Consider the following 26,093-nt stretch of genomic DNA (forward strand, 5'->3'; position numbering starts at 1 on the left):
CCAGATGCCCGACGACCCCGTTATCATCCTCCGGGACGGCTGACACGTACGTGGGCCTGATCGGAACGCCCGTTTCGATCCACCACGGTCAGCGTAGAGAACCCTCGCTCCATTCCTGACAGGTCAATGCTGCGTCGGCGTGCTCCTGTAACAACAGGTTTCTGATTGACCAGCACCAAAAACGGCGCTTCGCCGCCTTTGATCCGCAAGGTCATCTGCCCTTCGTCTACCAGCATCAATGTCGCCCCATCCGGAGGAAACGCCAGTTGAATATCCGCGTCGGACTTTCCGCTTCCCTTACCACTGTCAAAGCGTTGCAGCGGTAGCGGCAGCTCCGCCGTGGCCAACCGCAGCGTGGACGGTGGTGCCGATGGCAATGGCGCAAAGCCTGTCCCAAGCCGCCCAAAGGCTTCAAACAGCAAGGGCGCCGCCAGTTCCGCACCAAAGGCGCCCGGCACAGGCGTGCCATCGGCGCGCCCCAGCCAAACCCCGACCACATGACGACCATCCCAACCGATAGCCCAAGTATCGCGATGGCCATAAGACGTCCCGGTTTTATAGGCCAACACCCCAGCCGGAGCACCCGGAGGCGGTGCCAAACCCCGCAGAATATCGCCAACCTGCCAGGCAGACACTTTCGACACCAAGCGTGGCATCTGCTCATAAGATGTGGCTATCCGTGCCCGAAGCCGTGGTCCCTGACCACCCGCAGCCAGCCCTGCATAGACCTGCACCAACTCTTGCAGCGACAATCCGACCCCGCCCAGCGCGACTGCAAGGCCAGCCTTGTTTCCGGGTACACGAGGCTGTGCCCCACCCCGCCGCAACGCAGACATCAGCCGGGCCGGGCCTAACGCCTGTACTAACCGAATAACGGGAACATTCAACGATAGCTTTAGTGCTTGCCGGATCCGCAGATCCCCTCGGAAGCGCCCATCGAAATTTTGCGGCGCATAACCATCGATATCAATGGGACCATCGTGGATCATTGTCTCAGGGTGCGCCAATCCCTGATCGAAAGCGAGACCATAGACAAGTGGTTTGAGCGTTGATCCGGGCGATCGTCCCGCACGCGTCATATCCACAAAGCCTTGCCGTGGATCATCCCTGTATCCTCCTGATCCCACAGAGGCCAGGATCTCGCCAGTCTGATGGTCGGCAACCAACACTGCTCCTGACAGGCGAGGATCTTGCCGCATAACGGTCTCTGAAACTAACTGCGCCAGACGTTGCTGCAAGCCTGCTTCTATCGTCAGAGCGATCTGCGCCAACTCCGGCGTCGCTGCGGTCACATGATCCGCCAGATGCGGTGCCAGCTGAGGGAAGGCACGCATATGACGCGGAATCTTTGCTTGTTGAGCTGATTGCGCCGCCTCTGCACTCAGAACACTCGCATCCGCCATACGCATCAACACCCGGTCAAGGGCTGCCTGTGCCCGCAACGGCGCACGATCTGGTCTGCGCGCCTCCGGGGCTTGAGGCAGCGCCACTAGAAGTGCCGCCTCAGCCAGTGTCAGACGTGAGGGTTCCTTGCCAAACCAGGCGTAACTGGCAGCACGCACGCCTTCGACGTTTCCGCCAAACGGCGCATGGATAAGATACAGCTGTAGAATCTGCGCCTTGCTCAACCGACGCTCCAACGCAAGGGCAAGCCTCATCTGCCGCAGCTTTCCCGCCCAACGCCCGGTGCTGCCGTCCTCCAACAGCCGCGCCACCTGCATCGTCAAAGTAGACCCGCCCGAGACAACCCGTCGTTGCCAGAGAGCTTGTCCAGCCGCGCGCAGCAGCGCCAGTACATCGACGCCGCTGTGCCCATAGAATCGCTTATCCTCATAGCGAAGCAACATCGCAAGATAACCCGGATCGACTTGCTCCGGGGTGACTGCCATGCGCCAGATACCATTCGCCACAGGGTAGGCACGCAGCAGTCGACCGTTGCGGTCACGCACTTCTGTTGCGGTCTCGGCCAATGTCACAGGCATGGGCGTCCGCGCGACCCAAGCGTCAAATGTCAGGACCACGACCACCGTCGCAACGCAAAGACCAATCACCAGCGAAAGATGCCACGTGCGGGGGGCCCGACGGAACCATCGGGGTTGCGGCCGATCTGCCAGCGCTTTGCTCACCGAACTTGCACACGGCCCGTCGCGGTGCGCGCCCGATATTCTGGTCGGTACATATCCTCAACCGAAGCTGCAGGGTGATGGAACAGCCCCGGTGCTACCGTGCGGGCCACATATGCCAACGTCACCGGCGCACCGGCTTCCCCCCCGCGACCCCGCCGCAAATCAACAGCCGCCAGAAAGCGGTCTGACCGAAATTCGACATGACGCGCCTCGCTCAGCGACAGCCAGTCGAGGCCGCTCAGGTCACCGGACCGCAAGAGGTTGGGATTGTCGATCTCGATACCCGCAGGCAATGGGTCGTTAATCATCAATCGCGCTCCCGTCGGCTCAAACGGCTCTACGCGCAACACGGTGACAAACCGATCTCCAACAGCAAACTGATCCGCCATCAGCGGCTTACCTTCCATAGAATAGTAGCTCCGCTCGATGCTATATCCGGTGCCCCCAGCGGGTGCCGCTATCAAGGGAACGCCCAGCGTAGTGAGGGTGATATCCACCTCCTTGCCAGAGGCCGCCGTAAGAGCCAGCGGATCGCGCTGCTGTCCCCCCTCCAGTAGCTCAACCAGAGGTCCATCCGCCGGTTGGCCGTTGATCAATATCCCGGGATCTTCGGCGTTTTCTACCAGCGCATGAGCCGCCATGAGAGTCCAAGCGCTTTCCTGTGTGGACAGCGCCCGACCATCGCCAACCAAACGTGCACTCAAATCCCGGATGTTCACCGCCTGCGACCCGGCTTCGCTGGCCAGTGCCAAAACACCCGCCTGATCGCGACGTTGACTACCATAATCGACGCGCCACAAACGCGGATCAGGGTCATTCTGCTGCAAAATCGTAGCGGCGCGAGCAAACATCTGATCTGCCCGTCGCTGATCCCCATAAGCAGCCAGCGCCGCGCCGATCTGGGCCACCGCAAGCGGCGTAGCAAAATGAGCCGCCTTTACATCGGCATAGTAGCGAAGATCGCCCATCGCTGCCTCGCCTTCGCGTGCCAGTACCAGCAGCGCATAGGCGATATCCTCGCCCCCATTGTCAAAATCAGGAGCGTAATTCACCCGGTTGCGCAGATTGTCCAATGCCTGACGAAACCGGGTGTCTGAAACATGATACCCCTGCGTCCGCGCCCGGCTCAGGAAATCGCTTGCATAAGCATCCAGCCAGAAGTCACCACTCTCGGCGCGCCACAAACCAAAACCGCCATTGCTAGCCTGTCGGGTCAATACCTGCTCGATGGCGCTCTCGATTTTCGCTGCAACCCGCGGTCCATCACCCAATCCAGCCGCCTGCGCCACCGAAGACAGATACAGCAACGGCATTGCCCGTGAGGTCACCTGCTCGGTGCAGCCATAAGGATAAAGATCAAGACCATTGAGCAGTCCGGGAACGTCAAACCGCGCCAGCGGTCCCGCAGACATCATAGCGCGGGCCCCACCTGGTCGCAGACCCGTAAATACGTCAGACGAAAACAGGAAACTATCACCAGCCCCAAGCCGAAAGCGGCGAGTTGTTGCGATCACTGGATCATTGGCCCGGACCGGCAAACGCAGAGTCTGTATCAACGTATCACCATCAGCTGTTGTCAGCGTCAATTCAATCTCCGGATCACCGATAGCCAGCGCTTCAACCGGCAGTATCAGACTCTGACTTCCCTGCTCTGCCAGTTCCAGCGATTCCGGCATGTCACCCAGTATTAATCCCCCGCCCACGACACGCGCCGCCATTTCCACACTGCCAGCAGGTCCATCCGCATGGGTGATATCAATCTGCACCCGACTGGTATCGCCGGGAGCAAGGAACCGTGGTGCACTGGCGCTGACAACGATGGGATCGCGTACCAACATATCCTGCTCTGCCTGTCCCACCGCACTCTGGGACCAAGCCACAGCCATAAGTCGCACGGTCCCATTAAAGGCTGGCAGTGCGATTGGCACCTCGGCAAGACCATCCGCGCCGATCTTTACCGGGCCGGAAAACACCGCCATCAGATCCTGCGTCGGTGGTGGTGATTGCAGTCGCAGACCCGCCCCGGCATCGCCACCAGACCGCACCTGACCAAGCGCGCCGTTACCGGTTTCGATCAACCGGCCATAAAGATCCCGCAGTTCCATCCCTAGGCGTCGCTGACCATAGTAATGCGCCGATGGATCCGGACTATGAAACCCGGTCAGATTAAGAATACCCAGATCAACCGCCGCCAGTGTCAACCAGACATCCTCGCCGGGGGTGGCACCCTTCACCTCAACCGTGGCCAGCTGCGTGGTGCGCGGACGCGCCACGTCGGGCACATTCACCGCAACCTGCAGCTCTTGCCCTGGTCTGGTGACGGTCGCGTGCGCCAACCCCAAAGCACGTGCAGGTGTCTGATCTGCCTTGCCGGTCAGGGGCTGCACGACCATAGCTGATACATAGACCCCGCTCCCCCAATCAGAACCAACGGTTAGCGGAATCACGGTTTCGCCTGCGGGCACTTCAACCATCTGTCGACTGATCAACCGGTTTGACATGACCGACACCAAGGCAGTGCCTGCAGCACGTGTCACCAATCGCAGCCGTGCTGTGTCGCCCGGCTGATAGCTGTCGCGATCCAGGAACACGTCCAACTGGTCCGGCGTGTCTGCGCCTGCATCCGGAACATACCAACCTGCATAGAAATCGGTGGATGCCGCAACATAAGGCACGCCTTGATGCTCAACCACCAACTCGTATCGGCCCCAGTCCACGGGCTGTTCCAGCACCAGCGGCTCTGCCGCGCGTAGCATGGCTTCGCCCGTTGCAACGCGCTTGCGTCGGGTCATCGGCTCCCAGTTCCAATTGCCATAGAGTTGATACCACTGATACCGGGTTTCGACGCGGTTCAGCGTCCATCGGACCAACATGTCCTGCGCCGTACCATCCTGAGCCAGCGCTATCACCGAGAACCGCGCAGCATCGCCATCACCAACAACATCCTCAAACATTGGTTTGAGCCCAATCATCGGCCCATCCGGCTGCAAAGCGACAGCCAGCTCTCGCTCCACTGGACGCGCGGCACCATCTGCCAGCCGGGTAGTCACCTCCGCCACCAGCGGCTGCCCCATTGCGTCAATGTCCGGCAAGGTCACTGAAACAGCCGCGATCCCTGCCTCATCCGTGCGAACACCGCCAAAGTAACGGCTTTGCGGCGTGATGACCTCATCATACCGACCAAAATGATACCCATCCCAGCCTGCGATCTGATCTGCCGGTCGCAGGGTTACCTCGCCCTCGACACTCAGATCGCGACCTGGGGCACCAAACAGATACCGCGCCTCTATTTGCAGCGGGCTACTGGCACCGGGACGCAATTGTTGGTCAACCTCTGCCACCAAGGCCTGAGTGAAATCGATCCGCTCAGGCAGAAAATCTTCAACCAAAATCTGCTGGCTCGCCAATGCAGACGCTTTGGGATCTGACAGGATCGACAACCGCCATGTGCCTCTCGGAGCTGTATCGCCAACGGGTAAGGAAAAAACATGGCCGCCAACCACACCTTTGTCAGACACCAATCGGGTGTATTCCACGCCGTCGGGGCGGGTAAGGACCGCAATCAAAGGCACTCCGGGCAAGGCCTGCGCATCCGGATCACGCGCAATTACGGTTGCGTGTATCACTTCGCCTGCACGGTAGGCCCCCCGATCCGTCGTGAGGAACACATCAACTGGCCCAGGTGCCTCGCGCCCCTCAACCCCTCGATCTGATAGATCGAAGGCGGCATCGCGCAAAGATAGAAAAGCGAAATCAACCTCCCCCGCATCATCTTCGCTGGTTTGTGCCATCACAACGGCAGGGGCCGCCGCACCCTGCCCACGTGTCAATCCGGCGTCAAAATGCGCGTATCCATCAGAACCGCTGACGGCCGTGCCCAACACCGCATTGGCGTTAGAAATCAACCGCACCTGCACTCCCGGACGTGCCATCGCGTCTGACAGACCCTGCACTTGAACATGCAACCCATCGCTACCCAGCATGGTGCTAAGGCCCAAATCTGTTAGCACGAACCACTGGGTCGCAGCGGGGTTTTCATAAGGATCAGCACCCGGCACCTGCGCACTCAGCGCATAGATCCCAACCGGTTGATCACCCAGCGCTTCCTGCAACGGCAATCGTGTGGTGACCGACTGGTTCAGATCATGCGCCACCTCTGCGGTTCCGGTCCAGATTTCCTCGGCAATGTCACTGACGAATTGCTCCTCCTGCCATTGTGACAACGGACGGGCAAAATAGTCCTCTTGCAAGGTTCGCAATAGATTGCGATCGCTGACACGGCGTAAACGCAGGTCCAGATTGGTTGCATTGACCGTTTCAACTGGAACTGCAATTTGATCACCCTTGGGCAGCACATACGACCTACCCGAAAATCTGACACTCGGGCTGCGATCACGCACGTAGTGGGTCAAGACCACATCCTTGGCCAGCGTCTCGCCGGTCTCTGCAGGAAGGCCCCGGCGCAATGTCAGGCGGTATCGCGAACCGTGCTCAACGCCATCAATACACAGCTCCCGCTCCTCCGATTCAGCAACCAAGCGTGGATCAGCCAGCTTCACGAAATCGCCGTACACGACCCCGGTCTTTGACAAATCTTCGGAAAATTCGACACAAATCCGCGGCGATGCACTATCGCTCTCAACCCGACTTCCAGTGACGCGAAATCCATATTTGTCAATTGCGGCGTCCAGACGCGCTGCAATTTGAGGAGTATTGCCAAGGTCAGCCGCAAGCCGCAAAAGCCCCAGCCCTGCATGCCCACGTCCGAGTTGCTCGAGCGCTTCTGCGGCGGTCATCAGGCTCGTTGCCTGCGCCGTTACCTCCTGGCTGCGAAGATAGCTATTCAACGACGCTGCAAACGCATTTTCATGGGCGCGACGCCGGGCCGATCCCTTGGCATCCTGCTGCAGCAACCTACGGGCATAGTCCAACCACAGATCTCCGCGATCACTCAGGACAACGGCCTCTGCCACCCAACGCAAGGCAGCCGCAGACGGTGCGCTCTGCGCTGCAGCAATCAAATCATCGACAGCGGCACCACTGGTGGGAAAGCGTAAACCAAGGTTCTCCGCTTGTTTAAACGCCGCAGTAAAATCCTCTTCTCGCAACCCCTGTAGCACTGCAGCGCGCTGTTCAGCGGCCCGCTGTTGTTCGATGGGACTGTACAGCTTGAATGCAGAGAACGCGCCCTCATAGGGAGAAGACTGGTCCATCGCGGATTTGGGAAAGCAGGCATTGGATCGACTGTTGAAAGCAAAGCCCGCGCAATCCGCCTGCGCCTTACAAGCCCGGGCACAGCTGCTCATGTCGGTATCAAACAGCGGGCCAAGATCAGCGCCGAAATGATCAGTGTCACGCTGGACCACATAGCGGCTATCAGGAAAAACTGACTCGGCAAATACAACTTTAGGTTGAATTGAAAAACAACAAAGAAGTACAATAAGTGAAACAAGCAAACGCACGACGGAACCCTCCAGAGCTAGCTGAAGGCTGGCACGAGGTTAACGCCATAGCAAGATATCGCAACGTAACAGATGAGCTAATCTCAATTTAATCTCTGCCCTTCAAGTTAGAGCAGATAAGTCGTGTTGGTATTATGTGGAGTTCGCAGGGATGAACCTTGCTGACAGATTGACGGAAGAACGACGCGCGCGTCTTGCGGCGGAGCGCCTGCTTGAGTTGAAGCAGGCGGAGCTTTCGGCAGCCAACCGTAAACTTGGACGCCACGCGCTGGCGCTCACCCGCCAGATCGGCGTCACCCAGGCAGAGGTTGCAACGGTACGCGACGAAAACGCCAAGGTGAAATCAGATCTCTCTACTGCCAATGAAAAGGTCGAAAAAGCTGAGCGTCGTCTCTGGCATTCGATTCAGGCTATTCAGGATGGTTTCGCCTTCTTCGATACTGATGGCAAGTTGATCAGCGCAAATACCGCCTACCTCAATCTTTTTGACGGATTGGAAGAGGTTGAGCCCGGCATATCCTATGTCCGGATTTTGCAGATCCTAACCGACGAAGGTCTCGTGAATACCGCCGATCAAGACCCCGATCAATGGCGTGCCCAAATGGCAGAGCGTTGGATGTCTACCTCACCAGAGCCCGTGGTGGTACGCATGTGGGACGATCGTTACCTACGGCTGTTGGATCAACGTGGTCAAGGCGGCGATATGGTCAGTCTGGCACTCGATATCACATCAACTGTGCAGTACGAAGAAGAGCTACAATCGGCTCGCGAACGCGCTGAAGCGGCAAACCGAGCCAAATCCGCTTTCCTTGCGAATATGTCCCATGAAATTCGCACGCCGATGAACGGTGTGGTCGGCATGGCAGAGCTTCTGAGCGATACAAATCTGAGCGAAGAACAGCAGCTCTACGCCAACACGATCAAAAACTCGGGCGAGGCGCTGCTGGTCATCATCAACGATGTGCTCGACTATTCTAAGATCGAAGCGCAGAAACTGGAGCTCTACCCAGAGCCTTTCGATTTGGAGCGCAGCGTCCATGAAGTCTTGATGCTGCTGCAGCCCAGCGCACGCGACAAAGATCTGACGCTGTTGCTGGACTACGATCTCTTCCTGCCGACCAGTTTTGTTGGCGACCCCGGACGCATTCGTCAGGTTCTTACGAATCTGGTCGGCAACGCTGTGAAATTCACCTCCGAGGGGCATGTCGCCCTGCAAATCACCGGTATTTCCGACGCCGATGGCAAAGTCTGTTCGATCCACGTCACCATCGATGACACCGGCATCGGCATTCCCGAGGAGAAGTTGCAGGACATCTTTGGTGAGTTCAGCCAGGTTGAGGACGAGCGCAACCGCCAGTTCGAAGGTACCGGTCTTGGTCTTGCGATCTCCAAACGATTGATTGAGCTGATGGATGGCGAAATATGGGTCGACAGCGAAGAGGGCAAAGGCTCTTGCTTTGGTTTCCGCATAGAGCTGCCACTTGCCGAAGGAGCATCGACCAGTATTCCGACCCTGCCCAAAGGGCTGTGCCAGATCGCGGTCATCGATTCGCAGTCTGTGATGCGCGACGTGCTCAGCAAGCAACTGACCACGCTAGGGCTCGAGGTCACAGTATTCGACAGCGGCGCTGCTGCAATTGCCGGCATGCCAGATAACATTGATCTGGTCGTTTGCGATGAGAATCTTCCCGATCAGGATGGTGTTGAGTTGGCGAAGAAACTACGCTCTGGCCCGTTTGCGAACGTCCCAATCCTGATGCTCAGCAGCGATCCAACTACACCAAGCAATACGGAAGTGCGCTCAGTAACCGATAGCGTCCTTCTCAAACCGATCCAAAGAGACGAACTGTTTCAACGATTGGTAGAGCTTCCAACTGGTGGCTCAGACTCAGCTGCTATCACAGCAGAAGAACCTGCCGCGCCTGCCCCTCCGGTTCTGAATGCGGTCCCAACAGACCCCGATCTGCAGCAAACCCAGCCAACAACCGCTATGCCCATGCACTCGGCGACGGCAGGTGGCACTCTGCCCCAGCAGCGCCTGATGCGTGTGCTAGCAGCAGAGGACAACCGCACCAATCAGCTTGTGTTCCGCAAGATGGTCAAAGATCTCAACATCGATCTGCAATTCGCTAACAACGGTATCGAGGCAGTAGCAGCCTATCAGTCATTCCAACCCGACCTTATCTTTATGGATATCTCCATGCCGATGATGGATGGCAAAGAAGCCACCCAGAAAATTCGCGCAATGGAGCATGGCACCGGCACATATGTGCCGGTTGTCGCCCTAACGGCCCATGCGATGACTGGCGATTCTGATGGCATATTGGCCGCAGGCCTGGATCACTACCTGACAAAACCCCTGCGCAAGGCCCTGATCCACGAACGCATTCACGCCTATTTGCCGTCTGAGGCCACCCCCCTGATACTCGAAGACATCACCCAAACTGGCGCTGCCTGACCCAAACGGATCCGACTGACGCCGACCGAGGCGCTTAGCCTGCCCGAAGGAACACGGGTTGATCCGTCTTAGACATCTCCGGCATGTAGCGGTATCCGCCACTGTCAAACGCCTGCAGCGCGGTGTCATCATTCAGACGGTTTTGAATGATGTATCGCGCCATCGCGCCCCGGGCACGTTTGGCATAAAAACTCACCACCTTGGGCGTGCCGTTTTTATCTTCCATAAACACAGGCGTAACCACCCGTAGCTTCAGTACATCACGATCCACTGCTCCAAAATATTCCTGGCTTGCGCAGTTCACCAGTATGTCACTGCCGACAGTCTCAGCCTGAACATTCAGCGCATCGGAAATCTCACTCCCCCAGAACTCATAGAGCGATTTGCCACGGGGCGTTTTCAGCCGGGATCCCATCTCAAGCCGGTAGGCCTGCATTGCATCCAGGGGGCGCAACAGGCCGTATAGCCCGGATAGGATGCGGAAATGATCCTGCGCCCAGGCCATTTCGTCCGCGTCCAGCGATCCAGCTTCCAATCCCTGATAGGTATCGCCAGCAAAAGCCAGTGCTGCAGGACGCATATCATCCGCGGCAGGATCAGCAGTAAAACGCTGAAATCTATCGTGATTTAGCTTACCGAGATCCTCGCTGATATGCATAAGCTTCATCAGCTCTGCGACCGACAGATCCCGTCCCACCGATGCCAATTCCACGGCAGCGTCGTGCATCGCAGGCCATGTCATTTCAACGTCGCGCTCGCTCCAGTCCAGCTTCTTGGCCGGAGAAGTTACTACCAGCATATTCTGCCCCCATTTGGTTCAGGAAAAACCTAGCCCGCGCCGCGCAATACGTCCAGAAACGCCGCTGCAAAACGTTCCGCGCGGCGCTCGCCTAACAGTCTTGTGATCGCGGTCTCATCCTGCGGACGCATCTGCGCCAGTTTCGCCAGCTGCGCTGCAGAACAGCTGAGCGGCTTCTCGGTTCCACAGCTGCCGCGAGCCAATTGGGTCTGCGTTTCCAAAAGTGCATCAAAAAGGGACCCCGCATCGCGACCCGCCAACTTACGGCGCATGGGGTGCAACTCAGCACTCTCACCGGTGATCACCGACAGAAAATCACTGCCGTAACGCTCAAGCTTCTTTGCACCGACACCGCCAATACGGGCCATCTTGTCCAGAGTATCAGGCCGGGTTTCGGCCATCTCAATCAGGGTACGATCCGCAAAAATAACATAAGCCGGCACTTTCTGCCCTTCAGCTAATGCCCGGCGCTTGGCCTTCAACGCCGATAACAGCGGTGCATCCTCATCTGACACCAGTGCCTTCACCGCTGGGCTGCGCTTCGCAGAACTGATGGTATCACGGCGTAGCGCAATGTCTTGCTCCCCCCGCAATACCGGCAAGGCCGCCTCAGTCATGCGCAGCGCACCGTGACGTTCCGGATCCGGGCGCACCAGATCATGGCCCATCATTTGACGAAACACCGCCTGCCATTGCCGCTTGCCATACTCCTTGCCACAGCCAAAGACCGACAGATCATCATGGCGTTTGTCGCGCACACGATCGGTTGTATTGCCCACCAGAATATCGATCAAATGCCCTGACCCATAGGTCTCATTCGTTCGCAGGATCGCTGACAGCGCCTTACGAACCGCTGTAGTCCCGTCAAATACATCAACGGGCTGATCACAGAGATCACAGTTTCCACATGGCTCCGCCGCCTCCCCGAAATAGGCGAGCAAGGTCTGACGACGGCATTTCAGCGCCTCTGCCAATCCCAACAGAGCATTCAGACGCGCATGGTCGGCTGTGCGTCGTTCAGCGGGCGCCAGACCTTCGTCAATCTGGCTTCGGCGCAAACGAATGTCTTCCGGGCCAAACAGGGTCAATGTCTCTGCAGGCGCGCCATCGCGGCCACCCCGGCCGATTTCCTGATAATAGGATTCGATGGATTTTGGCAGATCCGCATGCGCAACCCAACGAATGTCAGGTTTGTCGATCCCCATACCAAAGGCCACGGTTGCCACTACGATCAAGCCGTCCTCACGAGCGAACCGCGTTTCAACGCCTCGGCGATCCTCGGCGTCCATACCACCATGATAGTAGCATGCCATGTGTCCCGCCTCGCGCAGGCCTGCCGCCAGGGCCTCAGTCTTGGCACGGGTGCCGCAGTAGACAATACCAGACTGCCCATTGCGCGCGGCTGCAAATTCTAGGATCTGACGGCGCGGGCTGTCTTTAGTGGCAAAGGCCAGATGAATATTCGGACGATCAAACCCCCGCAGGAAACTGCGCGGCGCTTCGCCATCAAACAGCTTCTCTACGATTTCCTCACGGGTTTCCTGGTCCGCAGTGGCGGTAAAAGCCGCCAGCGGCACATCAAGAGCCTGACGCAATTCACCGATGCGCAAATAATCAGGTCGGAAGTCATGCCCCCACTGGCTGACGCAATGCGCCTCGTCCACGGCAATCATGCTGACCCCGATCCGGCGCAGCATGCCCATCGCCGCGCCCGAGGCAAGCCGTTCAGGCGCCATGTAAAGGAGCTTCAACCGCCCTTCCTCGATGGATTGCCAGACGGCTTCGGTCTCTTCATCGGTATTGCCCGATGTCAGCGCCCCTGCGGTCACGCCAACTTCTTGCAACGCACGCACCTGGTCACGCATCAGCGCGATCAGCGGTGAAATCACCACCGTGATCCCCTCGCGCATCAGCGCTGGCAATTGAAAGCACAAGGACTTGCCGCCGCCAGTTGGCATGATCGCCAGCACGTTCTCCCCGGCTGTCACCGCATCTACGATCTCTTCCTGACCGGGTCGAAACCCGTCAAAACCAAAGATCTCTCGCAGGAGCGGTGTCGCGCCGGGGGCGGATGCGCCACTGGTAATCGCACCTGTGGGTGCGGTCATTTCCGGCTGGAGTGCGGACATGGGGGCTTGAGGCCTCGTTATTTGTGATCTGCTCGTCTTGGTAACGACATTCCCACAACCGGATTCGACCCACAAGGGTTAGCACCTTCTTTGCACCTGTGCCGAATGCAGAAAAAGACCGCCGCAGGCCCGAGCCCCGGCGATCTATCTGGCAGTTTATCTACAATATCAGGCGCGCCGCGTCAGGATAACCACCCCTGACACGCTCAACCAATCAGTAGAACATAGCGATGTTGTTGGTCAGAATGATCCGCAGCGCATAAACTGCGATCAGCACCACCAGCGGCGCCAGATCCAAGCCCTGCATATTTGGCATAATCCGGCGGACGGGCGCATATAGAGGCTCTAACATGCGGTTAAGACCATACCAGACCTGCGCCACAAATTGCTGATTGAGGTTAAGCACCTGGAAATTGATCAACCAGCTCATGATCACATGGGCAATGATAAAGAACCAAACGATATCCAGGATCAGCATCAGAATTTGAAACAGCGACAGCATCTCTTTATTTCCCTTTTTGGAGCTTATTCACAGGTAAGCGCGCCCGCGCAAAATCGCAAGACTGCCGCGAGGTTGCGGTTGACGTGCTGTAAACACATGGCATCACGGGCACATCACACAGGAGATCGCGCCCATGTTCCCCATCGTCCGCCTGATCAAGGATCTGCTGGTTGCTCGTCGGATGCCGCCGCTGGATCTGACCGAAACCCATGTCTCTCGCCACATCTGCTGGCCTTGGGACTTGGACATTTGGATGGAACTGAACAACGGCCGCGCGATGACGCTTTATGATCTGGGGCGCACCATGCTGGCCCAACGGGTTGGTCTGATAGGTGCTCTGCGCAGCCGACGCTGGGGTATGACGGTTGCAGGCACAACCGTGCGGTTCCGCCGCCGCATCCGAGGTTTTGAACGGTTTGAAATGCGCAGCCGGGCCGTGGCTTGGGATAATCGTTTTGTCTATCTTGAACAATCCATGTGGAAATCCAACGGCGACTGCGCCAGCCACGTGATGCTGCGCACAGCGATCACTGATGCCAACGGGATCGTCTCTCCACAAGAGGTGCTGAAAGCCATCGGACGCCCCGACGGCACGCCTCCTCAGATGCCCGGCTGGATCAAGGCTTGGTGCGATGCTGACGCAGGCCGCCCCTGGCCACCAATGATGCCTTCGCAACCAGCCGCCCAACAGACGTCAGTTCCTGATGACACGCTTGCCTAACCCTGCCCCAGCCTGTCATACCAAAAGGCAACGACAAAAGACCACGACAGGCATCGGGCAAGGGACGACGAGGCATGACGCAAATATCCATGCGCAAGCGCATCTGGGGTTGGTGGGCCTTTGACTGGGCCAGCCAGCCTTATCATACGCTGCTGGTCACCTTTGTCTTTGCTCCCTTCTTTGCCGCAGTAGCTGCAGATTACTATCTGACCCAGGGATTGGCAGAAGAGGCAGCAAAAGCGCAGGCGCAGACCATCTGGTCAATGTGTCTTACCATTACCGGCCTGATGATTGGCTTGGGCGGTCCGTTCTTAGGTGCATTGGCAGACATATCCGGACGCAAGCTCCCGTGGATCATGGCGTTTTCGCTGATGTATGTCATCGGCGCTTCTGGGCTGTGGTTTATGGATCCGGGCGGATCAAACCTGTGGTGGGTACTCATCAGCTTTGGCTTTGGTTTCATCGGTGCGGAATTCGCGCTGATTTTCGTCAACGCGCAGCTACCGTCACTTGGCAACAAAGAAGACGTCGGAACAATCTCCGGCACAGGCTTTGCCATTGGCTATCTGGGTGGCGTGATTGCGCTCTTTCTCATGCTCACGCTTTTTGTAGAACAGGGGGATGGCAAAACGCTGATCGGGATTGACCCCATATTGGGGTTGGATGCCAGCCAGCGCGAAGGCACCCGCGCCGCCGGACCACTGACCGCGATCTGGTTTGCGATTTTTATCATTCCTTACTTTCTTTGGGTTCGCGACAAAGCCGTCACCGGCGCGCGTGGACGGTTGCGCGATGCGATCAGCTCAGTTGGGCGCGCTATCCGCAATCTTCGGCACCGCACCAGCCTGACCGGCTATCTGATTTCCTCGATGCTCTACCGGGATGCACTGAATGGTCTTTATGCGTTTGGCGGGATCTATGCGCGGCTTGTATTGGGCTGGGAAATCACTCTGATCGGGATCTTTGGGATTATCGCTGTGATTTCCTCGGCGCTGTTCAGCTGGCTCGGTGGCCTTGCCGATCGGCGCTTTGGCCCAAAACCTGTTATCACGACGGCTATCATAGTCCTGACAGCTGTCTGCGTTCTGGTCGTCAACATGTCACGCGAACACTTCTTTGGCGTCCCCTTGGCCGAAGGATCCGGTCTGCCAGACACGCTCTTCTTTGCCTGCGGTGTGATGATCGGTGGCTTTGGCGGTATCCTGCAAGCGGCCAGCCGCAGCCTGATGGTCCGTCACACCACCCCGGAAAATGCAACCGAGGCATTCGGCCTCTATGGGCTTTCCGGGCGCGCAACTGCATTTCTTGCACCTGCGCTCATCGGAATTGCCACCACCCTCACCGGAAGCGCCCGTCTCGGTATCGCTCCGGTCATTCTATTGTTTATCATCGGACTCATCGGGCTTCGTTGGGTCAATGCAGAAGGAGACCAGAGTTGAAGTTCAATCGATACATCATCCTCACCGCCTTCCTGTTAGCGGCCTGCACTCCCACCGAGGATACACCGTCGCCCTCTGTCGGTCCCGTCGTCAGCCGATCCGCGAACTCTTCCGCTCCTGCCAAGCAATTATTTGGCGCAAAACGCGAAGGCTCCGCGCAGAAACCAGCTCCTTTCGGCTCTTACTCCAAGGGCTGCGTTGCTGGAGCCGAGCAGCTGCCCCAAACCGGACCAACCTGGCAGGCCATGCGCTTGTCACGCAACCGCAACTGGGGTCATCCGGAAGTCATTGATTTCGTCAAGGATCTCAGCCGTGTCGCCGCCCGTCAAAGCGGCTGGAACGGCCTCTATGTTGGCGACATCAGCCAACCACGGGGTGGGCCGATGCTATCCGGTCACCGCAGTCATCAAGTCGGGTTGGACGCCGATATCTGGATGCTACCAGCGGATCGCCTCAACCTCAGCGTGGCGGAACGCGAGAAGATTTCATCAATCTCACTGCGCCGGGCAAAAGGCGCCTACACGAATTCCAACTGGTCATCGCAACACCACGCTATCCTAAGGGCCGCCGCCAAGGATGATCGCGTAGCCCGGATCTTTGTCTTTCCCGGAGCCAAGGTCCGGATGTGCAATGACGAAAAAGGCAATCGGGACTGGCTGCGCAAGATCCGGCCCTGGTATGGCCACCACTACCACTTCCACGTCAGGCTAAAATGCCCTCCCGGTGCACGTGGCTGCGTCAATCAGGATCCACCACCCCGCGGCGACGGGTGCGATGACGCGCGCCAATGGGTCAAGGATATCCTGAACCCGCCGCCACCCAAACCACGCGACCCCAATGCGCCAAGACCCAAACCACGGCGTGAACACACTCTTTCGGATTTACCCGAGCAATGCGCCACCGTTCTGCAATCAAACTGAGCCTTGGCCTCGCTGCGGCTATTGGGCTGTCGTTGACCACTCTGGTCGTCTACCGGCCCATAGCGTCAGCGGCGCAACCGGGAGCCGCACAACTGGTCGCAGCCTATCGATGGACCCACCCAGCCAAATGGTTTGGTGGGTTCTCTGCCCTGTCAATGTCGCCTGACGGTCGGCAGATGACTGTGATCAGCGACCGCGCCACGATCGTGACCGCCGACATTCAACGCGGCGCGGACCTGATGCAAGCGATCACATCGGTCACCCCAACCAAAGCGCATAAATTGCGGGCCTCTGATGGGGCCATACTGCGCGGCCGTATCGTCGACGCAGAAGGCCTCGCTGTAGCACAAGACGGCACGTTGTTCATCTCATTCGAGGGCGTGTCGCGCGTAGCTAGGCATCGTAAGGGCGACAGCCGCGCCGAGGTACTGCCACGCCCGAAAGCGTTCCGCCGTCTGCCCCTGAACAAAGCACTTGAGGCGCTGGCCATCGACAAACGCGGCCATCTCTATACGCTCCCGGAACGTGCACTGACCAAATCCGGTGACATCCCCGTCTGGCGCTGGAACGGCAGCCGTTGGGATCGCCCATTTGTGTTGCCCAGCCGTGGAAATTTTCTTCCGGTTGGCGCGGATTTCGGACCTGATGGGCGGTTCTACCTTTTGGAACGCAACTTTGGCTTCATCGGGTTTCGCAGTCGCCTGCGACGTTGGAATGTCGTGGGAGATCACATCAGCGGCGAGGTTACATTGCTGGAAACTGGCTTGGGACTGCATGACAATCTGGAAGGCGTGTCGATCTGGCGCGATCAAAGTGGTGCCCTACGCGCCACCATGGTCTCTGATGATAATTTCAAATCGCTGCAACGTACCGAACTGGTGGAATACAGGCTTCCCGAATAGACCATAGCCCCTGCGCGATGAGCCATCATGACAAAAAACCTTGCCACAACAGCAGCTTTTCCGCTATTGGGCCTGATCTTTCGCATTGCGAAACAAGTCTCCGCGACCTTGTCTAAAAAACGGACTACAAAATGACACGCTCTTACATTCCTGGCATCTTTGCCATGGCCGCCATTGTGGTGGCCTCCAATATTCTGGTGCAATTCCTCTTTGGCCAATGGCTGACCTGGGGCGCCTTCACCTACCCCATCGCGTTTCTCGTGACCGATGTCACCAACCGCGTCTATGGCACCGGACCCGCCCGCAAGGTCGTTCTCGTCGGGTTTGTAGTCGGGGTTGCCTGCTCACTGATTGGCACGCAGATCATGGGCGAATTCGGCCCACTCGTGACCTTACGGATTGCCATCGCTTCAGGCCTCGCCTTTCTTACCGCACAGCTGCTGGATGTCTCGATCTTTACCGCTCTGCGCAACGGAGACTGGTGGCGCGCGCCACTGGCCTCCACTCTGGTTGGTGCTACCGTCGATACTGCACTCTTCTTCAGCATCGCCTTTTCCGGCGCTCTGATCTGGCTGGAACCGGTCAATGACGTGTCCTGGGCCGGTGAAATGTTACCAATCCTTGGCACTGGTCCCGTCGCACCGCTCTGGGTCTCGCTTGCCGTGGCTGACTGGGGCGTTAAGGTCGCACTGGCCCTGCTGGCATTGGTGCCTTTTCGCATGATTGTGACGCATCTGACACGCGCCAAAGCGACCGTAAACTGAAGCGACGCAGATTTTATTTGGAGATCCTCCACTTCCGTGCAACCATCACAGGTAACGGAAACAAAGAGAAAAGGAGGTGATCCAGTGTCAAGAAAGGTATTGGAGCAAGGCGTAGCAACAACCGGAGCGGCGTGCCCCTGAGGCAGCCCTCTCTGGCAGCAGCCACCCGGCTGGGTTTAACACCCTAACCTGCCTTTGCTCTTACAAACTTTCGGAAAGGGCCGCCCACCATAGGGCGGCCCTTTTTGCGTGGCACGCAGCCCACAGTGATCATACGGCTCAGGCTTTCGCTTGGACCTTATTCAACCTGCACAGTATGATCCGCAACATGTTGCGCATTACAGACACCATCACCCTGCAGGATTGGGAACTGACCGAAAGCTTCATGCGCGCGTCAGGCCCCGGTGGGCAGAATGTGAACAAGGTCTCATCCGCTGTCGAGTTGCGGTTCGAGGCTGCGCGATCTCCTGCGCTGACCCCGGCCATGAAATCACGTCTGAAGCGGCTGGCAGGACGGCGCTGGACAAAGGAAGGCGCGGTCATCCTGCAATGCGATGAGACCCGCTCACAGCAACGCAACCGCGATCTGATCCGCGAACGGCTGGCCGAACTTATCCGCCAAGCATTGGTCGTCCCCAAACGCCGCATCGCCACCAAACCCACCCGCGGTTCCGTGCGCAGACGTCTGGATTCCAAACGCCAGCGGGGCGATATCAAAGCGACGCGCGGTAAGATCGATCCCGACTAGGACAGACAATTGCACTGGCACGCGCTCTCAGCCAAGCTGCCGCAAAGTCAATTGGGGAGAGAGCATATGCGGCTGGCAGAAAAACACGCCATTGTCACCGGCGGAGCATCAGGCTTCGGCGCGGGTATCACCACCAAATTCCTACAGGAAGGCGCCCGGGTGATGATCGCAGATATCAACGCCAACGCGGCCGAGGCCGCAGCATCAATTGCTTGCGAAACCTATGGTGCCGGTCGCGCGATTGCTCAGGCCGTTGATGTCGCTGACCGCGCTTCTGTTGATCAGATGGCACGGGCCGCGCTCGATCACTTTGGTCAAATCGATATCATTGTGAATAACGCAGGCGTCAGCCATCTGCCGACGCCACTGGAGGATGTCAGCGAAGATGATTTTGACCGTGTCGTCGCGGTAAATATGAAATCCGTCTACCTGACCGCCCGTGCTTTGGTGCCGCATATGAAATCGCGCAATAGCGGTGTGATCCTCAATGTAGCTTCCACCGCAGGGGTTTCACCCCGTCCGAACCTCAACTGGTACAATGCCTCCAAAGGCTGGATGATCACTGCGACCCGCACGATGGCTGTTGAACTCGCCCCGATGGGTGTCCGTGTGAATGCGATCAACCCCGTTGCTGGCGAAACTCCCCTGCTGCAAACCTTCATGGGCGAAGACACACCCGAGATCCGCGCGAAATTCCTCTCCACCATCCCGATCGGCCGCTTTTCCACGCCCGAAGATATGGGAAACGCCGCCTGCTATCTCTGCTCGGATGAGGCCAGCATGGTGACCGGAGTGGCACTTGAGGTCGATGGCGGCCGCTGCATCTGACAGTCGTTCGCTTTGCTACAACTCAGTACCTAACGACCAAACGCGACCCCGCGCACCAACGCAAACGCCCACCACAAAGGATCGCCCCGTATGAAACCCGGCCCAATGAACTTGATCACCGATGTGCCAGGCCTAAAGGTCGGCAATTCCCAGGACATAAGGTTGAAATCGGGCACCACTGTACTGACAGCAGATCAGCCTTTTACTGCCGGGGTTCATGTTATGGGCGGCGCACCCGGCACCCGTGAGACAGATCTGCTGGCGCCGGATAAATCAGTCGCTCAGATCGACGCGCTGGTGCTCTCCGGTGGCTCAGCTTTCGGACTGGACGCCTGTTCCGGCGTGGTGGCCGGATTGCACGCTGCCGGGCGCGGCTATGCCGTGGGACCTGCACGCGTGCCAATTGTCCCCGGCGCTATTCTGTTTGACCTGTTAAACGGGGGCGATAAAGACTGGCAGAATAACCCCTATGCAGCCTTGGGTCGGGCGGCTTATGACGCTGCAGATCGCAATTTCTCTCTGGGCACAGCAGGCGCAGGCACAGGGGCTTTGGCGGCACGCGTGAAGGGCGGCCTTGGCTCTGCTTCTTTTGTATTGGCAGATGGAACCACCGTTGGCGCGCTTGTCGCCGCCAACCCACTTGGTTCTGTCACGACCCCCGGTGATCGCCATTTCTGGGCGGCCCCGTTTGAAATCGATGGTGAATTTGGTGGCATAGGCGTCGATCCTTCCACTGGCTTCACCACCCCGTCGGCCAGTCTCAAGATCGCTTCGATGCAGGCGCTGGCTAAGGGTGCAGACCTTCCGGTGGAAGGAAGCAACACCACAATCGCAATCGTCGCCACCGATGCTCCCTTTAGCAAATCACAATGCCAACGGCTCGCCACTGCTGCCCATGACGGCATCGGGCGTGCGATTGTACCCGCACATTCACCGGGCGACGGTGACCTGGTTTTTGCCGTCAGTACAGGCGATGCATCAGCGACGATCACTGACGCTGAGCTCGGCGGCAACCTCGGCGAAATCGGCCATGCTGCTGCTCTCTGCCTTAGTCGCGCAATCGCCCGCGCCGCGGCACTTGCCCACCCCGAACCGGGTGATTTGCTCCCCTGCTGGAATGGAAGTTAGTCGCACCAAATGTAAATCGGACCCACCCATGACTCGGCGCGATCGCGCTTTTGATATGCGAACCCGAGACCAGACGCGGCAAAACGCCCGTTTGACTCTTTTGCGGATCCCGAGCGTATTGAAAAAGCCAACTCAAATTTGGAGCAAGCGAAATGAAACTTCTGACTGCTGTTGCAGCGCTAGGGCTGATTGCCGCCCCTGCCTTTGCTGAAGGCGACCCTGACAAAGGGGAAAAGGGCTTCAAGAAATGCAAATCCTGCCACATGGTTGCCTCGGACAGCGGTGATATCATCATCAAAGGCGGCAAAACGGGGCCAAACCTCTGGGGTGTAACGGGCCGTACTGCCGGAACCTATGACGGCTACAAATACGGCAAAGACATGGTCGCAGCGGGCGAACAGGGTCTGGTTTGGGACGCTGAATCCTTTACCGCCTACACCGCCGATCCCAAAGGGTTCCTGCGTGAGTATCTGGATAATCCCAAAGCCAAGTCCAAGATGTCGTTCCGCCTGAAGAAAGGCGCTGAAGACATCTACGCGTTTCTCGCAATGCACGGCCCTGCCGATGCTGTTGAAGACGAGGCAGAAGCTACAACGGAAGAAACCAAGAGCAACTGATCCCAACGATCAGCCGAGACAGCAAAAGCCGCGCGCCCATGGCCGCGGCTTTACGCACAATTGATTTTCGAATTTCGGTATTATATTGCCCATCCCGCACCGACTCCCGTACCGCTGCTCGCCGAACTCGACGGCAAGGTTTGTGGAATTGATCTGCATCTGACGACCGCCCTATCTATCCAATCCCGCTTGCGCGGCACGATGACTGGACAGCCCGATCTATCGCCTAATCCTTGCGAGTTTCTGCAATGCCCCAAATGATCCCCGCCTGGGTGAATGGCACCCTGAAGCCGGTCGATAAACTGGCAGCCCATGAACAAGGGCTTAAGCACAAGGCCGTTTCGGTTTTTGTGGTCAAAGGCGGTGAAATCCTGATGCAACGCCGAGCCATGGGCAAGTACCACACCCCGGGTCTTTGGGCGAACACCTGCTGCACCCATCCGCAGTGGGACGAAGCCTCTCCCGCCTGCGCGGTCCGTCGTATGCAAGAAGAGCTGGGCATCACTGGGCTTTACCCTGAATTTCGCCATCATCTGGAGTACCGCGCTGATGTCGGCAACGGCCTGATTGAACATGAGGTGGTTGACGTCTTTCTCGCACATGCCCATCGGGTGCCGGAGCTGACACCCAATCCCGATGAGGTGATGGAGACCCGCTGGATCGACTATCACGATCTCTTGGCCGAAGTGCAGCGCCACCCCGACCGCTTTACCCCTTGGCTCAAAATCTATCTCAATAGCTATTCCGACGTTATCTTCGGTCCGGATCTTAGCCTTGGCAACACCGACGACAGCTAAGCAGCGGCCATCGCATAAGTCTCTAATCGGAGGATTTACTCATCTTGCCCGGTCTGAGCGGCATGGTTCTTTATCAAACCAGCGTAAAAGCATCAGAGAGGTTAGACAGATAACAATCATGATCGCAGGGGCAGGCATCACAGGGTTGACGCTTGGCCTCACTCTGCATGAACTAGGCGTGCCTTTTCGTATCTACGAAACCACAGACACGCTGAAACCGATGGGCGTCGGCATCAACCTGCAGCCCAATGCGGTGCGGGCACTGTTTGATCGGGGGCTGAAGGCGGAACTCTCCGCGATTGGCATGTGCACCCGTCAGCTCGGGTTCTATTCCAAACTGGGCAAGACCATCTGGGAAGAATCCCACGGTCAGGACGTAGGTTACACTTGGCCACAATTCTCCGTACATCGCGGCGCGCTACAGATGATGCTCTACCACGCGCTGTTGGATCGGGCCCGTCCGGATGTCATCACCGCCGGTGCACGTGTTACCGGGTATGGAACCACATCAGATGGCGCGGCCCTTCACATCAATGGCAGGAAGCAAGCGACCGGCACACTGTTGATCGGCGCCGACGGCATTCATTCCGTCATTCGCGCCCAGAAGTATCCAGATGAGAGCGCACCAATCTGGAAGCCCGCGGCTGATATTCAGGATTTTCTACCGGGTATTGCAGATTCGCAATTTGACTGGATCGATGTACCTGCCCTGATCAAGGGTGCGGAAACCGTCTATGAATATCCGATGGTAGATCGTAACCCGCTGCCACTTTGGCCGGATGGTCGGGTCAGCCTGATGGGCGATGCGGCGCATCCGACCTAGCGAGTAGGCTCTAACACGGCCATTCAGGCCATTGCCGATGCATGCATAGTCGCCTCCCGCCCGGCTGCTAACCCATGGGGTCACACCTCAGGCACTGACCGCGTACGAGGAAGCTTTGCGTCCAATGACAACCGCTATCGGCAAGGCCAATCACGCAGGCGGCGGTCCCGACGGTGTGCTGCAACAAGTAGAGGATCTCTGCGCCGGTGACTTTGCCGACATCACAGACGCGATCCCACAGGAACAACTCGCCGTTCATGCCGCGAAATACAAATCCATCGCAGGTTTCTCGATCGATGAACTGAACGCACGTCCCCGAACCATACCGTCAGATGCGCGAGTTCTTTGGCGCTCCCGGCCACAATGGCCCCACCGGTTCTCCCTGCCTCCCATTGCTAGACAGGATGAATGAGCCCCGCCGTGCATAGCGCGGCGCTACGCCCAACTGCGCAGTTGCAGTCTATGACTGTAACGGAACAGGCGGGAGCACCCCGCCTGTTCCGTTACAGATAGGATCAAACGCCAATCACAGCCTCTACCGCGCGTTTCCAGCGTGCATAAGCGGCACTGCGATGGTCTTCATCCATCTCTGGGGTGAATTGTTGATCCAGTGCCCAGGTCTCGGCGAAACCAGCCTGATCAGGGTAGACTCCTGCCCGCATTCCCGCCAGCCAAGCAGCGCCCAGCGCGGTCGTCTCTTGCATCACGGGCCGATCCACCGCCGCGCCCAACAAGTCTGAAAGGCTTTGCATGGTCCAGTCGCTGGCGCTCATGCCGCCATCAACCCGCAATGTCACTAGGCTGTCACCGCCCCAATCAGCACGCATCGCTTCCCATAGATCACGGGTCTGATACGCCACGCTTTGCAAAGCAGCGCGCGCATATTCAGCAGGCCCTGAACTGCGGGTCAGACCGAACATGCCGCCTCTGCAATCTGGTTTCCAATAGGGCGCACCAAGGCCGGTAAACGCAGGCACCAATATGACATCCTGACCCGGATCAGCATTGCGCGCCAATGCACCGCTTTCCTGCGCCGATCCAATAATGCCCAGACCGTCACGCAACCATTGCACTGCCGCCCCGGCAATAAAAATGGACCCTTCCAGAGCATATGTCGGCGCTCCGTCCAGCTGATACGCGATTGTGGTCAACATCCGGTTTTGTGACAAAACCGGTGTATCGCCGGTGTTCAGAAGCGCAAAACACCCAGTACCATAGGTGGATTTCATCATACCGGGCTTGAAACAAGCCTGCCCGATAGTGGCCGCCTGCTGATCACCCGCAACGCCCAAAATGGCGATCTCACCGCCCAGGAATTCCGCTTTGGTCGTCCCAAAATCCGCCGCACAATCCTTGACCTCCGGCAACATCTCACGCGGCACCCCCAGGACACCGCAGATCTCGCTGCTCCAACGTCCTTTTCGGATATCATACATCAGGGTACGGGCTGCGTTGGTTGCATCGGTCACATGTGACGCTCCACCCGTCAGACGCCAGATCAGGAAACTATCAACCGTACCAAACAGCAGATCACCAGCCTCGGCCCGATCCCGCGCACCGGGAACCGTGTCCAGAATCCATTTCAGCTTGGTGCCCGAGAAATAGGGGTCGAGCAGCAGGCCGGTTTTCTGCCGTACGCTGTCTTCATGGTCTGCCACGCGCAATTCTTCGCAGATCGCACTGGTGCGACGGTCCTGCCAGACAATCGCATTATGGATCGGTTTACCGCTGTGCCGGTCCCAGACAACCGTGGTTTCGCGCTGATTGGTGATGCCAATTCCAGCAATGTCGTCGGCTGAGACACCCTGCGCCTCCATCACCTGACGACAGACATCCAGCGTTGTCGTCCAAAGATCCTCTGGATCGTGTTCAACCCAACCAGCCTGCGGGAAATGCTGTGTGAATTCTTGCTGGGCCGATCCTTTGGCCTGCATGTTGTCGTCAAACAGGATCGCTCTGGTCGAGGTTGTGCCCTGATCTATCGCCAGAATATACGTCATCTTGCCCCTCCCCTGGGTCATTTGGGGCGAAGATTAGCCGTAAAAGTGGGATCGCTACCAGCCCTTACTAATTACTTAGTTGATCAACCGTGATATTGTCGATCAGCCTGATGCCATCCAGCCATACCGCCACCAGAAGACGAGCCGGACGATCAGGGTGCGACAGCGGTGCCAGTGTCTCTGCACAGCGCAGATCCAGATACTCAACCTCGCCAAAACCAGCATTGGCAAGTGCCGTCCGCGCCAGTGTAGTACTCTCGTCAAAATCAGCGCCAGCTTGTAGCTGATCCGCCAACTCACGCAACACCGGATAGAGCTCAGCCGCCCGCCCCAGCGCTTCGGGCGACAGACGCATATTGCGCGAAGACATCGCAAGACCTGAGGGTTCGCGTATCGTCGCGCAGCCCTGCACGGTGATCGGAATATCCAGATCCCGCGCCATACGGGTGACCACCATCAATTGCTGATAATCCTTTTCCCCGAAGAACGCTTGATCAGCGCCGCTTTGCAAAAAGAGCTTTGCCACGACCGTTGCAACACCGTCGAAATGACCCGGCCGAAATTCCCCTTCCAGAACATCTGTCAGCCCTGACACCGACACGTTGGTCGCATAACCGTCAGGATAAATCTGATCAGGATCAGGCACATAAATTGCATCAACTCCATAGGGCGCCAATTTTTCCGCATCCTCATGTTCGGTGCGCGGATATTTGGCCAGATCCTCAAGGCTATTGAACTGACGCGGATTGACAAAAATGGTCACGATCACCCGATCACAGGTCGCCTTGGCCGCAGTGACCAGCGACAGATGCCCGTCGTGTAACGCGCCCATAGTGGGCACCAGCCCGATACGCGCGCCTTCGCGTCGCCAGTCGGAATGCAGCGCACGCAGATCGCTCAGGCGGCGCAGTATAGGGGCAGTCATATCGG

18 protein-coding genes and 1 pseudogene are annotated in these 26,093 nt (G+C 57.9%); 12 read left to right on the forward strand and 7 right to left on the reverse strand.

Features of this window, described 5'->3' with window-relative positions; all coding sequences use genetic code 11:
* Positions 1 to 23 precede the first annotated feature (23 nt).
* On the reverse strand, positions 24 to 1,982 hold the full coding sequence (gene pbpC / locus ACEWZM_RS08730) for a penicillin-binding protein 1C (RefSeq protein ID WP_414007986.1): 1,959 nt from the start codon (positions 1,980 to 1,982) through the stop codon (positions 24 to 26).
* Between the two features lie 140 nt (positions 1,983 to 2,122).
* Entirely contained in the window at positions 2,123 to 7,432 is a 5,310-nt protein-coding gene (locus ACEWZM_RS08735) for an alpha-2-macroglobulin family protein (RefSeq protein ID WP_414006067.1), read from the reverse strand.
* A 307-nt stretch (positions 7,433 to 7,739) separates the two neighbouring features.
* Between ACEWZM_RS08735 and ACEWZM_RS08740 the strand changes: the two genes are divergently transcribed.
* Positions 7,740 to 10,046 (forward strand): response regulator, encoded by a 2,307-nt coding sequence (locus tag ACEWZM_RS08740; RefSeq protein WP_414006068.1) that lies wholly within the window; start codon positions 7,740 to 7,742, stop codon positions 10,044 to 10,046.
* Positions 10,047 to 10,080: 34 nt separating this feature from the next.
* Here ACEWZM_RS08740 and yaaA read toward each other — a convergent pair whose 3' ends face one another.
* From yaaA to ACEWZM_RS08755, 3 genes are all read right to left on the reverse strand, one after another.
* On the reverse strand, positions 10,081 to 10,845 hold the full coding sequence (yaaA, locus tag ACEWZM_RS08745) for a peroxide stress protein YaaA (protein WP_414006069.1): 765 nt from the start codon (positions 10,843 to 10,845) through the stop codon (positions 10,081 to 10,083).
* Positions 10,846 to 10,874: 29 nt separating this feature from the next.
* Positions 10,875 to 12,953, reverse strand: a complete 2,079-nt coding sequence (gene recQ / locus ACEWZM_RS08750; RefSeq protein WP_414007987.1) for a DNA helicase RecQ — start codon at positions 12,951 to 12,953, stop codon at positions 10,875 to 10,877.
* A 235-nt stretch (positions 12,954 to 13,188) separates the two neighbouring features.
* On the reverse strand, positions 13,189 to 13,476 hold the full coding sequence (locus ACEWZM_RS08755; protein ID WP_414006070.1) for a YggT family protein: 288 nt from the start codon (positions 13,474 to 13,476) through the stop codon (positions 13,189 to 13,191).
* Positions 13,477 to 13,609: 133 nt separating this feature from the next.
* Here ACEWZM_RS08755 and ACEWZM_RS08760 point away from each other — a divergent pair, with 133 nt between their 5' ends.
* The 11 genes and pseudogenes from ACEWZM_RS08760 to ACEWZM_RS08810 all read left to right on the forward strand — a co-directional run.
* On the forward strand, positions 13,610 to 14,197 hold the full coding sequence (locus ACEWZM_RS08760) for an acyl-CoA thioesterase (protein ID WP_414006071.1): 588 nt from the start codon (positions 13,610 to 13,612) through the stop codon (positions 14,195 to 14,197).
* Positions 14,198 to 14,271: 74 nt separating this feature from the next.
* Entirely contained in the window at positions 14,272 to 15,636 is a 1,365-nt protein-coding gene (locus ACEWZM_RS08765) for an MFS transporter (protein WP_414006072.1), read from the forward strand.
* The gene (gene mepA, locus ACEWZM_RS08770) at positions 15,633 to 16,556 is read left to right on the forward strand and encodes a penicillin-insensitive murein endopeptidase (RefSeq protein ID WP_414006073.1); all 924 of its coding nucleotides are present in this window, start codon (positions 15,633 to 15,635) and stop codon (positions 16,554 to 16,556) included. The genes ACEWZM_RS08765 and mepA overlap by 4 nt, the downstream gene beginning before the upstream one ends.
* Positions 16,529 to 17,458, forward strand: coding sequence for an esterase-like activity of phytase family protein (locus ACEWZM_RS08775; protein ID WP_414006074.1), 930 nt, complete (start codon positions 16,529 to 16,531; stop codon positions 17,456 to 17,458). The genes mepA and ACEWZM_RS08775 overlap by 28 nt, the downstream gene beginning before the upstream one ends.
* A gap of 131 nt (positions 17,459 to 17,589) precedes the next feature.
* Positions 17,590 to 18,222 carry a queuosine precursor transporter gene (locus tag ACEWZM_RS08780; protein WP_414006075.1) on the forward strand — a complete coding sequence of 211 codons (633 nt, stop codon included), beginning with the start codon at positions 17,590 to 17,592 and terminating at the stop codon, positions 18,220 to 18,222.
* Positions 18,223 to 18,550: 328 nt separating this feature from the next.
* Positions 18,551 to 18,970: an alternative ribosome rescue aminoacyl-tRNA hydrolase ArfB gene (gene arfB / locus ACEWZM_RS08785; RefSeq protein ID WP_414006076.1), complete on the forward strand. Its 420-nt coding sequence runs from the start codon at positions 18,551 to 18,553 to the stop codon at positions 18,968 to 18,970.
* A 66-nt stretch (positions 18,971 to 19,036) separates the two neighbouring features.
* Positions 19,037 to 19,798, forward strand: coding sequence for an SDR family oxidoreductase (locus ACEWZM_RS08790; protein WP_414006077.1), 762 nt, complete (start codon positions 19,037 to 19,039; stop codon positions 19,796 to 19,798).
* A gap of 90 nt (positions 19,799 to 19,888) precedes the next feature.
* Complete coding sequence (locus ACEWZM_RS08795) at positions 19,889 to 20,926, forward strand: P1 family peptidase (protein ID WP_414006078.1); 1,038 nt, start codon at positions 19,889 to 19,891, stop codon at positions 20,924 to 20,926.
* Positions 20,927 to 21,078: 152 nt separating this feature from the next.
* Complete coding sequence (locus tag ACEWZM_RS08800) at positions 21,079 to 21,543, forward strand: c-type cytochrome (RefSeq protein ID WP_414006079.1); 465 nt, start codon at positions 21,079 to 21,081, stop codon at positions 21,541 to 21,543.
* Between the two features lie 248 nt (positions 21,544 to 21,791).
* Entirely contained in the window at positions 21,792 to 22,340 is a 549-nt protein-coding gene (gene idi, locus ACEWZM_RS08805) for an isopentenyl-diphosphate Delta-isomerase (RefSeq protein ID WP_414006080.1), read from the forward strand.
* Between the two features lie 109 nt (positions 22,341 to 22,449).
* Positions 22,450 to 23,509, forward strand: a pseudogene (locus ACEWZM_RS08810) (FAD-dependent monooxygenase); the annotation flags it as partial.
* A 169-nt stretch (positions 23,510 to 23,678) separates the two neighbouring features.
* On the opposite strand, the gene glpK reads toward ACEWZM_RS08810, so the two are convergent.
* Positions 23,679 to 25,163: a glycerol kinase GlpK gene (gene glpK, locus ACEWZM_RS08815; RefSeq protein ID WP_414006081.1), complete on the reverse strand. Its 1,485-nt coding sequence runs from the start codon at positions 25,161 to 25,163 to the stop codon at positions 23,679 to 23,681.
* 67 nt (positions 25,164 to 25,230) lie between these two features.
* A complete protein-coding gene (gene panC / locus ACEWZM_RS08820) occupies positions 25,231 to 26,088 on the reverse strand; it encodes a pantoate--beta-alanine ligase (protein ID WP_414006082.1) in 858 nt (285 codons plus the stop codon).
* Positions 26,089 to 26,093: the final 5 nt, after the last annotated feature.

This window comes from Phaeobacter cretensis (assembly GCF_047372505.1).
GTDB lineage: Bacteria > Pseudomonadota > Alphaproteobacteria > Rhodobacterales > Rhodobacteraceae > Phaeobacter > Phaeobacter cretensis.